We start from the raw sequence: 12896 nt of genomic DNA on the forward strand, positions 1-12896 counted from the left end.
GCGAAGTCGTCACCGCGGAGCATATCACCCCGCGTTCCGCCGCTCTTCGCTTGCACCGCGAGGTTAGTTGGAGAAGCGTTCGTACAACGTTACCACCGCCGCCCCGACCAAACCGATATTGTGCTGAAGCCCAAAGCGCGCACCCTGCACCTGACGGGCCTCTGCACAGCCACGCAGTTGCCAGACAATCTCACAACACTGGGCAATTCCAGTAGCGCCGATAGGATGACCTTTGGACATCAGCCCCCCGATGGATTGACAACTACGCTGCCGCCGTAAGTATTCTGATTGTCCGCAATAAATCTCGTTGCCTCACCCTCCCCGCATAGCTGAAGCGCCTCATAGCTAACCACTTCGTTCGTGGTAAAGCAATCGTGCAGCTCCACCACGTCAATCTCCTGGGGGCCGACACCAGACGCCTCGAACACTTCGGCAGCAGCCCGACTTGTATTACCATATCCACAGGCCATCAAGGCATCAGACCAGGATTCAGGCGTATCGGTCACCATTGATTGCGCCCTTATGGCAACAGCATTATTTATACCCTTCTGCTTTGCAAAACTGGATCCCACGATAATCGCAGCGGCAGCTCCGCATGTAGGAGGACAAGCCATGTACTTTGTCAGGTAGTCACCGTACAGAACCGGTGCAGAAACCACCTGCTCAAAGCTGAGGGGTGCTGTCATCACGGCAAAAGGATTGTTACTTGCGTGTGCCCGTGATTTCACGGCGACCTTTGCAAATATGTCAGAGTTCGCGCCGTACTTTTCCATATAGTGCATGCCGGCCGCCCCAAACCAGCGCAGAATGTCCCCATGGGCGCTCAACGGATACTGGTGTTCATCCAGAACCCGGTCAATACGCGATCCCACCATCTCGGTCGTGAAATCCAGAGGAATCGCCCCTGATGGCATTTCGTCAAATCCCACTACCAGCACACAATCAGAGGCGCCGCTTTCGACCAGCTGCCTTGCCACAAACAGCCCACTTGATCCAGATGCGCAAGCGTTGTTAATGTTGATGATAGGGATGCCCGTTTGCATTACATCATAGATAGCATGCTGACCCGAACCAGTTACCTCATAAACATGTGAAGCAAATGCCTGGCCGATATCGCCAACTTCAAGACCAGCATCGCTCATTGCAATGCGAATAGATTCAGCTGCCATCTCACGGAACGGTTTGTTGCTGCCAGGCTTCGAGAATTTCACCATCCCGACACCAGCGACCAATGCGGTTTGCACGTTTGCTACTCCTATTCAGTTTGCAAAATCCGTTGATGCCATTTCACGGAGTTTCTTCTTGCTGACCTTGCCAAGCATGATTCGCGGTAGTTCCTCTACAACCCGGACCGCTCTGGGGACCTTGAAATCGGATAGCATTTCACTACAATGCCGGACAATTCTGGCTTCGATGTCGGCGTTATTTCCATTTGCGGTTACGTATGCAACCGGGACCTCATCAAGAAAATCATCGGGGCGTGAAACCACAGCCGCCTCCAGGACGCCATCGACAGCCAGTATCACCCGTTCAACCTCAGACGCAGAGACATTCTCCCCTCCGACTTTCAGCATGTCCTTCGCTCTGTCAGAGAAAGCAATGGCGCCGCTGGGAAGCTGCTTCACGAGATCACCGGTGATAAACCATCCGTCGTCATAACTTTCATCAGTGGCTTCGTCATTCTTGAGGTAGCCCGCAAACAGTGACAGTCCGGGAACGCCCTTGACAAGCAGGTGTCCAACCGTGCCAGGGGAGACATCGACCCCTGCATCATCCACCACCCGAACGGAGTACTCAGGCACGACCCTCCCCATTGCGATGTCTTCGTCAATTATGTCGACGGGGGTCATGATGACCTGGCTAATCGTTTCCGTCATTCCCCACCATCCCAAGGTGGATATCCCCCAACGCTCCATCACCCCCGGCACATTCGAGAAGGCGCCGCCCCACAAACGAAATGAATGAGAGCCTTCAGGATCTGGTTTGTCTTGCAGAGCCGAAATCACTGCAGGAATGGTTGCAGTCCAGGTGCACTTGTTCTCCACTGACACCGGCCAGAATCGGCTCGCCGAGAATTTTGGCAACAATACCATGGAGCCCCCTGACCACAGGGTTGACAGCATTGAATAACACAGGGCGTTGGTGTGGAATAGCGGCAAATACACCAGGGCCGTATCCTGAGGCGTACTTTTCAGGTGACCACTTGTAACCCTGCCGCCCCACAACGCATTGGCGTGCGTCCACATCACACCCTTTGGCCGCGACGTGGTACCTGAGGTGTACTGTAACGAGCAGATGTCGCTGTCGCTCACATCATGGGGCGTGAATGTCGCGGCGCCAAGGTGCTCGTAGAGATTCGATACCTCTCCGCTTCCACAAGATGCACTGCTTTCGTCAGTAACCAGTATGAATTGCAGTTCCGCTCCCGTATTCTTGATACTGTCGACGTGTTGTCCGCTTGTGATAGATGCAACCGACTCTGAATGTGAAAGGTAGTATGACAACTCATCCAGAGAGCTTCTGGTATTGGTAGTCACTGGAATTGCTCCCAGGTGCACGCAGGAAAACCATGACAACAGGAATTCCGGAGAGTTGTCCAAATGAATATTTATGCAATCCCCTTTCTTGACACCCAGCTTCAGTAAGCCGGAAGACAACCTCCAAACATCGGTAGCGAACTGCTCATAGCTCCAGGACCTCGGCTTACCTGCAGCCAGAGGCTCCCATTTCAAGAAGGTATTGTCCGGTGACTTTTCCTGCCAGTACCTCAGCAGTGATGAGACATTCTTCCCCGACATGCAGTGGAGGCCACCTGGCTGTCTTGAAATATCCATCATTCGATTTCCTTGAACATTCGTTACTCTCCCGAGTGAGGTTCTACCGACTTGACCGGTATTGCATCTACCAGGACAGCCGCCAGAATGCAGGGCACGTCGCCCTTGTTTAGCCAGGCGTGTTTGGTTCCCTTCTGTACGATGCAATCGCCCTGCCTGAGGAGAACCTCTCCATCCTCCATCAACATGTACATCTCACCGGAGATTACGACCAGGTAGTCAATGGAGTTGGTGAAATGCATGCTTGCATGTTTGGTCCGGTCTGTCGCTTCGGGCACATTTGCGCTGCCGATGGACTGGAATGCGGAGTCGATATCAATTTTCTGGTCAAGACTTTTTTCCGGGGGAATCTCGACAACCCGGAAGATCGAACCGCAATCGACCGGATCATGCTGTATTGGACGATCGCCAAGATCACCGGGAATATTATTGTTCACCGGCATTTCATTTGTTGTCCAAAGTTCGGAAATGTAAGCACCTGGCCAGCCCGGGACCTCCAGGGTATTCTTCGCAGGCCCATCGATAGCTACTGTCGACTGGCCCTTTCCATTCAGTCCTGTCACTACTCTTTTTACTTTAAACATAAATCCAGACCTCTTTTTTAGCTCGACAGAGTGAATTTGCCGATACGCCAGATAACTGAGAACGCTTCCATTACGATAATTTTAAAGATGTGAGGCACCCCAAAATTCACGGTACAATGCCTCAGCCCCTCCCCGAACTCGCCCGGATACGGTCGATTTCCTGCGGAGGCATGGTTCCCTGCATTCTTTCAAACAACGCCTCGCGCCCCGGGTTCAAACCACCCTGTGCGGCGCAGCTTTCGTGGATGTGATTACTGGCATCCTGCAGCAGCCGGCAAGCCCGCACCTCGTCTCCACGCAGGCGGCCGCTCTGCTTCACTATCTCACCGTCGACCAGTACGGTTTCGACATTTTCAGCGCTGGCATGCAGCACGACGGCGGCGGCCGGATTTTCGCGGTTCCAACCCGCCATGGATACCCCATCTGCGCGGAGCAGAACGATGTCGGCGCACTTGCCGGGCCTCAGCGAACCTATTTCTCTGTCGAGGCCGCACGCTCTTGCACCACCCAGGGTCGCCCAATGCAATGCGTCCCGGCAGGTAAACGGCAAACCGTAGAAGAAGCTTTCGCCCTGCTCCTCGTTCTGGCGCCAACGCTCTACCTGCAGCGCCAGTCTCATGGCGACAAACGGATCGCCGCTGTTGTTCGAGACGATATCCACTCCCAGTCCGAGAGGGATCCCCCGCGCCAGCGGTGCGGCTATCGCGGGCAGGCCCATGCCCATTTGCAGCTCAGTCTCCGGAGTGACTGACACTGTCGCACCAGCATCAGCTACCCGGTTCCATTCATCTGGGCTGGTGCGGTTCATATGTACCAGCGTGATGTCGCTGCCCAGCAGCCCGCTCCTGGCGAGAAGCTCGACTTCGCCCATACCCTTGCCGGCCATCAGGAAGGAATTGCAGTGAAAAAAGATTCTGGCATCGAGTTCCCTGGCCACCCCGAACTGGTGTTGAGCCAGGCTGGTGTCGTGCAACCAGAAATGGCTCTCCTCAGGGGACACGCCAAGCGTCAGCCTGGCGTCCGGCGATGTAAAATATTGAGCAGCGATGCTGGAGAGCCATCCGGTACGCTCCTGCAACGACGCCTTTACCGAATCCGGCAACGGCGGCTGATTGAATCCGAAGCACCACACCGCCCGCAATCGAGAGTCCTGTAGACCCTGGATGCTCGCTTCTGCGTGATCGAGGGAAATAATGTTGTGGCAGTAGTCTGCGACGGTCGTAACCCCAGTATTAATAGCATCCATACCACCGTGCAGTTGCGCAGCATACATGTCTTCAGGGCGAAACTGCCTCGCGGCCAGCATGCGTATGCCCCCGAGATAGCCGAGCAATGACCAGTCCGCAGTAGCCCCACGCAGCGCGCCTTGCCATATATGGCGATGGGTGTCGACAAGCCCTGGAATTGCTATACAACCTCCGGCGTCGATACACAGTGCATCCTTCGCTGTCAGACCCGGGCCAATGCCGGCTATCCGGCCGTCCTCGATCAGGATGTTGGCATCCGGTAGATCGCCGACCTCATCGTCCATCGAGAGGACGAAAGCGTTCGTGATGAGCGTTCTGTTGTTCATACCAACCTCACAAGTCGTATCCAATGGTGACGCCGTAGGTCCTCGGCGGCTTCACTCCACCCAACGCGGGAGAGCCGGTCAATACGCTTCCCACCAATGCGGTCGAGAGATGATCTTCGTTGCTGAGATTGCGTATAAAGGCGCCCACGTGCCACCCCGACGCCTCGCTTCGATAATTCAGGAAGAAGTTGTAGCGGCGGCCACCGTCCTGGCGCATATTGCCGGTGTTGAACGGAGTGAAGTAGACTTCATCAAACCAGTGACCCTCGGCACGAGCCGTAACGGTGCCCGCTCCTGCAGACCACTCATATTCAACGCCAAGATTTGCGGTGTAACGCGGCGCCTGGGTAAGCTCATTCCCCGCAAGATCAAGGAGGCCGAGCGACGTCCTCGCCGGATCGAACGTTGAGAATTCGTCGAACTCGGTGTCCAGCAGGCCAAGGTTAAAATCGATCTGAAGTTGATCAGTAAGGATAGCCGATACCTCAACCTCAATCCCCTGCAAGCTCGCCTTGGCGGCGTTCTCAATGACGATCACAGCCTCCTGGACTTTCGATACCTGAAGATCCTCGTAGTCGTAGTGGAAGATCGCGAAGTTCGTAAGCAACCGGTGTTGCCACCAGTGAGCTTTGAGCCCGAGTTCATAGCTGGTTAATGTCTCCGAGTCGAAGGGTTCCTGAAGCCCACCCAGATTGAAGCCACCGCTTTTAAAACCCTGTGACACAGAGGCATAAACTCGAAGGTTATCGTCAGGCTCGTAGGTGAGCACAGCCCTGGGGCCGAAGTCCTTCCAGGTCTCCTTGTCCCGGTTCGTGGCGCTGGGGATGAGTGCCTGACCCGGCGAGTAGGGTCGCAGCAGATCGAATTGATAGTCCTCGTCTACGCGCTTCTCCTCCACGCTGTAACGTGCGCCCAGGGTCAGGCTCAGCGTATCGGTCAAATTCCAGTCGACCTGCCCAAAGACAGCACCAGCGCGGGTTTCCATATCTCCACCCGCAAAGTAGCCTGCCACATAGAGGCTGGGCAGGCCAACCAGGGCACGGTCAATCGGCACCTTTGAGTAGCCGTACAGATCCTCCTGGTAGTAATACGCACCGAGTAGCCAATGGCTGTTGCCGAGATCACCCTGAGCCCGCAGTTCCTGGCTGTACTGATCCGACTCCTCTTTTTGTTCATAACGGGTAAGCGGCGCACTGGTGGCGTCCAGATCGGTAATTGTGTCATAGCGCGTGTGACGATATGCGCTGACAGACACAAGCTCGCCCCAACCCGTGCTGTATGTGACCTGCGCCGCCAGGCCGGACATTTTCCGCTTGTTGTCGGGCCCGGTGTCGACCGCCACATCGCGTATGTCGTCCGCGACCTCGCCCCCGAGCAGCAACCCGGTCGGCACTCGCTCTGGGCTGCCGGCCCCGAGGAAATGGTAGCCGTAGTTGTGGTCATTTTCGCGGCGATAGTCTGCTGTCAGCGCAACCTCAAGCGCGGCTGTCGGCGTGATCAGCAGTTTTCCCCGGATTGACCTGGAGCGCTCGTCGTCTATCTGGCGCCCGTTCACCAGATTGGTCCCGTAGCCATCACGTTCGATCACCTTGACAGCGACGCGGCCCGACACCTCGTCTGTCAGTGAAGCGCTGGTAGCGGCTTCCAATTCCCGGAGATCGTAGTTGCCTGTCCGTGCGCGAATATAGCCCGGCAAATCCGAATTCGGACCCCGGGTCACCACATTGATGCTGCCGCCCGTTGCGTTGCGACCGTACAGTGTGCCCTGGGGCCCCCGCAGCACCTCCACACGCTCAATATCAAAGAGAGTCCCGAGAGCAGCAGCCGGGCGACCGACATAGACACCATCCATATGGAAGGCCACCCTGCCCTCGTTGCCCACGGAGATGTTGTCAAAGCCGATGCCGCGAATCGCGATTCGTGCGTTGCCTACAGATTCACCGAAGCTCATGTTCGGAATCGCGAATGCCAAGGCCTCCACATCGTTGATGCCGCGGTTGCTCATTGCCTCCCCCGTAAGGGCAGAGACGGCCATTGAGGTGTCCTGCAGACTGCTTGTCCGCCTTTCGGCGGTTACAACGATCTCTTCGAGCATCCTCGGTCCGGCATCCTCCTGCCCGTGAGAGGCGGCCGCGATAAAGGGAGCCGCCAGGATCGGTAGAGAGCGCAGAGCATTCAAACCAAGTATCTTCACGCGTAGATGTAGATAGAGCATCGCCAGGTTCTCCTGTTATTAGCCTTTCCTGATAGGTTAGTCGATCGATTAACTAACTTCAAGTGGATATTGCAAATTTGTTGACTAAGTGATTAACTTGCCGTTAACAGCATTGGTATGAGAGTTGCGACATGGCAGCACCCAAAGGAGGCACGAAAGCACGAATACTAAACGCGGCTGAGTCTCTGTTTGCGAGCAAGGGCATCGACGGCACATCGACGCGAGCGATCGTCAGCAAGTCAGGTGACACCGTGGGAAGCCTCGCCTACCACTTTGGCTCGAAGGAAAACCTGATTGCTGAAGTCATCGTGCGGCGCTGGGAAACCATGACCGAAGATCGCCGCCGTGCTTATCGAGAAGCCGTCGCAGTATCAGCGCCCGAGCCACCGTCGCTGGAAACCACCGTATCGTGCATAGTGGTCCCATATCTCGAGCGCGCCATGAACGGCGATAGGGGCTGGCGCAACTATGCCATGCTGATTGTTCGACTACTGAACGCCGACAAGCGCACACAACGCAGATTCGAGCCCCTGATGACCCCTGCCAGCCAGGAGTTTATTGGTTGGTTAATCGCCGCAATTCCGCACGGTAAACTGGAAGATATCGGCTACGCTTACGAGTTCATGGTGGGCAGCATGATCGAAGCGTGCGCGGAAGCTACCCATAATCGCCTGAACAAGCTAACGGACGGGACGTGCGATCCCTCAAACTTTGACGCTGTCAGCCCACGCCTTGTTCGATTTATAGTCGGCGGAATCGAAAGCGTAGTCGAAGGTGGCCGTGGGGGATAAACCCGTTAGTGCTCCGCACGTGAAGCGATACAGGCGTCAACAGGGGCGCCTTTGTCTACGCGACTGCTCGCAGGCATAGCCCGCAGATCTCACCGATGAAATTGAAGCGGGGGTATGGCCTGGCGCTCGGTTATGAGGATCTTACAGCGAATTGTTCAGCAGACGCAGCCTGATAGCGTTGGCGCTCCCACCATCCCATTTTTCATTCGCCAGCCAGAAGTCCATGTACTATGGTTAGAAGATCGAGGACACCAAGACCAATTGGCACGAGGAATTCGGACAGTGGAACTGTTGAAACGCATCACGGATTATCTGATCGACAATGAACTGAGACTTGCCACCGCCGAATCCTGCACGGCCGGTCTTATCTTCTCAGAGCTGGCCCGGGTACCCGGCAGCGGCCAGAATATCGATTGTGGCCTCGGGGTTTATTCACCTCAATCAAAGAACCGCTACCTCGGAGTCAGCTACGACACCATAGAGCGTTATGGACTGACCAGCGAGGCAGTGTCCGGCGAGATGGCCAGCGGGGCGCTGGACAACAATGACGCCGACGTGGCCCTGGCCAATACCGGCATAGCCGGCCCCAACCCCGGCGACGATGGTACGCCCATCGGTACCGTCTGCTTCGCCTGGGCCTTTCGCCATAACGGCGACCATCACCTTTACTGCGAGACCCGCCGCTTCGACGGCGAACGCAATCAAGTACGACTGTCTGCGGCACACTATGCGCTGGAACGTCTGCCCCACTATCATCGGCTGTGTCTTGAATCCGGAGCGAAAACAGATAAGGCCTGATACACGAGGCGATGCTGGATAGTGATGCGCCATCAACAGGCCCCGCAAGATCACCGAGGAGCTTCTCAAGCGGGAGCGATTAACGGTAGCTCAGGCATCAGCGCGACTGGCAGGAGTCGGAATACCATCAAGGATCACGTAGAAGCCGTCACTGAAGCAGGGCGCCTGACACCGCTTGGCTTCAGCAGTATATTTACGCGGCTGCCCGCACACATAGCAGTTCCAGTATATTGCTTTACAGCAACTCAAATTTCGAAGTGAACAAACTCAATGCTGAGTTCCAGTCGTCATCAACCCGTTTCATGCCCCCGTATGTATCCCTGTCTTGGTAAATATCGCCCAGTGCATTGGCGATCACGTCCAGGTGATTAGTGGTATAAGCTCGTCTGGGTATGGCGATGCGCATGCAATCCAGCTCAAGAGATTTTTCACTTCGTACTGAGTGATCAGTCGTAGACATTATCATTGCCACTGCTCGCACTCCGGCCTCTTCGTATAGCGCTGTGACCAGACGTTGCGATGGGTTTTTATCCGCCGGTATATGTGGAAAGAATTCTACGCTATTGACATAAACCCCATGTCCACCAATAGGCTCAACGATGGGGACACCTTTTTCCTTTAGTCTATTGCCCAGATAATTAACCTGGGCATTACGGTGCTCTAAATAAGCTTCGTCGCACCCTTCCAGCAGACCGACAGCTATGGCTTCAAGGTCACGCCCTGCAAGACCGCCATAAGTAATATAACCTTCGAATGCCAGCGCTAGCTGGTTGGCCTCGGCAAAGACATCCCGGTTCCTGGTTATGAATAGTCCACCAATGTTCACCAAGGCATCTTTCTTGGCACTCATAATGGCAGTCTCGCAATATGAACAGAGCTCCTGTGTTATCTGTTTGATGGTTTTATCTTCATAACCGGGCTCTCGTTGTTTAATGAAATATGCATTTTCCGCAATACGAGCGCAATCCAGCACAATTGGAATACCATTGCTTTCGGTCAGCGCGTGTACAGCTTTGAGGTTTTCCATGGACATAGGCTGTCCGCCATTATTATTGCAAGTGAGACTGATGATAACCGCAGTAATATTATCAGCCCCCTTCTCATTAATTAGTTGTTTGAATCTATCAATATCGATATTACCTTTGAACGCACAAGCCATGGCATTACTGTCAAAAGCTTCATCCACGGGAATATCTATCGGTATTGTTCCGTGTACGTTGGCATGCCCAAGATAGGTAATGAAATGCATGTTGCTGAAGGTGTATTTACCTTTTTTGCCGTAGATTTGTGAAACAAAGTAGTCTGCGGCTCTGCCCTGGTGGGTGGGTTGCAAGAAAGGCATATTGAAGACTTCCTGTACCGACTGCTCCAGCTTGTAAAAGCTGCTGCAGCCGGCGTAGGATTCATCGCCCAGCATCATTGCTGACCACTGGTTGGCACTCATGGCGGAAGTTCCACTATCAGTCAAACAGTCAATGTATACGACATCTGACTTCAGTTTGAACACATTATAATCAGCTTCTTTCAGGTATTCCTGTCTTTCGGGTTTGGTTGTTTTTCCAATGTGTTCTACGACCTTGATCTTATAGGGTTCTGCCGTCATGTATTTCATACAATTCTCGCTGACCAGGTTATACTCGGGTATTCAACCCCAAATTTTGCAGCCCTTCCTACTAAACGTAAATAATGATTGCCTTGTGATACGCATCGCAGTTAATTAGATTGACCCGCTTATGCCTAATCCTGTAGTCATTTTCTATCCGCAGAAGGTGATGTTCGTAGGTGCCGGCAAAGACCGTCTGCTCTTGATAGTAAACAACGGCTTGAAAATTGGATGTCACGACACAGCTCCCCGTTGATTTTTCAAACTCCGTGACTTTTATGTTATCTATTAGGTGGGAGCAATGTACTTTGGCTTCCATCGCAGGCGACAGCCGGTGACCGAAGTTACGCCGACGTATATCCATTAACAGGTTGTTTTCGTACAGTAGCGACACCTGGTTATGCGGATCCTCCTGATCATGAGTTATTGGCATCCAGTAGGTAGCGTCTTCCGTATAGAGTGCGCACCAATCGTCCAGATTGGCGCTGTCCAGATGACCGGCCTCCCTGTAGAGAAAGCTTTTTATCTCATCAATAGAATATGGTGATAGTTCATTCATCTCTATCATTGATCCACCTTTTCGTTCATGTAGTTCAGCCATGCCTGGTATTCATTGCGTATCGCCAGCTCGCTGGTTCCAGGCGCAGTAGTGACTCCTGTCTCCTCCTGGTTCTGGTTCAGATACCGGCGGACATCCACCCACTTTGAATCGTCGCAAACCAATGAGGTTTGCATGCGCGAAAAGCACTCACGATCGTCATGACCGACCATCGAAGCGGGTGAGTTGATCAAATGAGAATAGGCAACGGTTCTACGAAACATATCGTCCGGTGCCCCCACAAAGCGAAGATGCCAAACATCAACCAACGTTTTATCCACCGCGATTGGCCGGATAACACGCATCACACCGCTGACATCCTGTATGGAAAAGGAGGGATAAACTTTAGTGTTATGCCGATTCTGGGAAAGGATCTTCCTGGCTTTCTCTTCGCCATGTGATTTCAGCATGGATTCCCAGTAGCCATCCAATTCAGGATATTCTGAATGGATGCTGCTTTTTCCGCCCATGTAGCTGTGGCCAAAGTGCATGGCGGTCACACCCATTTCATCCATAAACTCATACGAGTTGCCAAATGGGAAGATGATTTCGGCCTCAAGGGGAGGTGGAGATTCTTCTGGCAGATTCTTTACGGCGGCCCGGGTAGCATGACCTACGGAACCATGAGCGATCTTGGGGTGCATAGTGTCGCTCAGATTTTCCAGATACATCTTCCAGTTGCAATCAAAGCTGTAGCGGAATGGGGCGCCGGCGACTTCCAGACGGCCTTCTGGAGAACGGTCTGCCATATTATCGAATGTCTCCTTCGCTTTTCCCAGAAACGTCTCAAGATCGGGACCACTTTGTGCAAGGGAGGCAAATACAAAGCCTTGATAGATTTCCACTCTGCCCACCTTGCGCATATGGTACTCAGGGTCAGACATATCAAAGCCGGTATTTACATAGCCACATTTGTGTGGGGTACTATTGAGACTTCCGTCCAGATTGAAGCTCCAACCATGATACGGGCAGCGGAACAGCTTTGTATTGCCGCAAGGCTTTACGGTTACTTTCGTGCCCCTGTGGCCACAACGGTTCAGGATGACATTAATGGTTCCTTGCCTGTCACGGGTCACTACCACGGGCTGCGTGCCGATAGTTGTTGTGATAAAGTCCCCGGGGTTTGGCACTTGACTGTCGTGGCCCACATAAATCCAGGCCCGCCCCAGATCAACTTCATTTCCAGCGTGAATATATCTGGATCCAGGTATACATCCCGATGCACCCGGCCATCTTCGACAAGGTTGATGAGGTTCTTACCATTTTCATACATAATTACGCCCCTCCATCAGTTTGGCATATACATTAGCTTAAAATAGTAAATATGAAAAGGAATATTATGAATAGTCATTCAATGAAATCGGCCATTGATCCAGATCGTCAAGAAGAGGCCTTTATCGATACCTATCTGGCTTTTCTCCTGGCGACAGCCAGTCACCGAATTAGCTCTGAATTCCATGTAAGATTAAGGGAACTGAATATAGCGGTAAGTACCTGGCGTATTTTGGCGGTGCTCAGCGCAAAACAGCGTTCGGTAAACGAGTTGGCACGAATAGTGCTTCTAAACCAACCGACCGTAAGCAAAACCTTGATTCGCCTGGAGCGAGATGGACTCATCACACGCCAACGGGAAAAGGACAATCAGAGAAGCGTTCGGATAGGATTAACCAAAAAAGGGGATGCCCTGGTATCGAAACTAATACCGCTGGCCGAGGAACATGAAGCGGATGCGTTTTCTACTCTTAGTCAAACTGATAAAAGAAAATTGGTAAAGATATTGCGCCAAGTAATTAAACACAATGAATAGACGTAATACATGGGATCGACGACGGGCACAGAGACTATCATTGTACTGTTATCCAGCGGCACAGACTGCCGCTAGATAACGACATGGTATCTT

Annotated in this window: 10 protein-coding genes and 1 pseudogene; 3 read left to right on the plus strand and 8 right to left on the minus strand. The window is 53.2% G+C overall.

The window, feature by feature from the left end; all coding sequences use genetic code 11:
- Positions 1–63: 63 nt before the first annotated feature.
- The 5 genes and pseudogenes from G3T16_RS05460 to G3T16_RS05480 form a co-directional block, all read right to left on the minus strand.
- A pseudogene (locus tag G3T16_RS05460) lies at positions 64–1214 on the minus strand (thiolase C-terminal domain-containing protein).
- Positions 1215–1259: 45 nt separating this feature from the next.
- Entirely contained in the window at positions 1260–2837 is a 1578-nt protein-coding gene (locus G3T16_RS05465) for an AMP-binding protein (protein WP_163494168.1), read from the minus strand.
- A gap of 20 nt (positions 2838–2857) precedes the next feature.
- On the minus strand, positions 2858–3418 hold the full coding sequence (locus G3T16_RS05470; protein ID WP_163494169.1) for a cupin domain-containing protein: 561 nt from the start codon (positions 3416–3418) through the stop codon (positions 2858–2860).
- Positions 3419–3539: 121 nt separating this feature from the next.
- On the minus strand, positions 3540–4991 hold the full coding sequence (locus G3T16_RS05475) for an amidohydrolase family protein (protein WP_163494170.1): 1452 nt from the start codon (positions 4989–4991) through the stop codon (positions 3540–3542).
- Between the two features lie 7 nt (positions 4992–4998).
- Positions 4999–7206, minus strand: coding sequence for a TonB-dependent receptor (locus G3T16_RS05480; protein WP_163494171.1), 2208 nt, complete (start codon positions 7204–7206; stop codon positions 4999–5001).
- A 131-nt stretch (positions 7207–7337) separates the two neighbouring features.
- On the opposite strand from G3T16_RS05480, the gene G3T16_RS05485 reads away from it, so the two are divergent.
- Both G3T16_RS05485 and G3T16_RS05490 read left to right on the plus strand, forming a co-directional pair.
- On the plus strand, positions 7338–7997 hold the full coding sequence (locus G3T16_RS05485; RefSeq protein ID WP_163494172.1) for a TetR/AcrR family transcriptional regulator: 660 nt from the start codon (positions 7338–7340) through the stop codon (positions 7995–7997).
- A gap of 282 nt (positions 7998–8279) precedes the next feature.
- On the plus strand, positions 8280–8795 hold the full coding sequence (locus tag G3T16_RS05490) for a CinA family protein (protein WP_163494173.1): 516 nt from the start codon (positions 8280–8282) through the stop codon (positions 8793–8795).
- Positions 8796–9030: 235 nt separating this feature from the next.
- Here G3T16_RS05490 and G3T16_RS05495 read toward each other — a convergent pair whose 3' ends face one another.
- The 3 genes from G3T16_RS05495 to G3T16_RS05505 all read right to left on the minus strand — a co-directional run bounded on the left by G3T16_RS05495 (position 9031) and on the right by G3T16_RS05505 (position 12144).
- Positions 9031–10407 carry a tryptophanase gene (locus tag G3T16_RS05495; protein WP_163494174.1) on the minus strand — a complete coding sequence of 459 codons (1377 nt, stop codon included), beginning with the start codon at positions 10405–10407 and terminating at the stop codon, positions 9031–9033.
- A 61-nt stretch (positions 10408–10468) separates the two neighbouring features.
- Positions 10469–10966, minus strand: a complete 498-nt coding sequence (locus G3T16_RS05500) for an aromatic-ring-hydroxylating dioxygenase subunit beta (protein ID WP_163494175.1) — start codon at positions 10964–10966, stop codon at positions 10469–10471.
- The gene (locus tag G3T16_RS05505) at positions 10963–12144 is read right to left on the minus strand and encodes an aromatic ring-hydroxylating oxygenase subunit alpha (RefSeq protein WP_163494176.1); all 1182 of its coding nucleotides are present in this window, start codon (positions 12142–12144) and stop codon (positions 10963–10965) included. Before G3T16_RS05505 ends, G3T16_RS05500 begins: the two co-directional genes overlap by 4 nt.
- A gap of 191 nt (positions 12145–12335) precedes the next feature.
- Here G3T16_RS05505 and G3T16_RS05510 point away from each other — a divergent pair, with 191 nt between their 5' ends.
- Complete coding sequence (locus G3T16_RS05510) at positions 12336–12803, plus strand: MarR family winged helix-turn-helix transcriptional regulator (protein WP_163494177.1); 468 nt, start codon at positions 12336–12338, stop codon at positions 12801–12803.
- Positions 12804–12896 lie beyond the last annotated feature (93 nt).

It is taken from the genome of Kineobactrum salinum, from assembly GCF_010669285.1.
GTDB lineage: Bacteria > Pseudomonadota > Gammaproteobacteria > Pseudomonadales > Halieaceae > Kineobactrum > Kineobactrum salinum.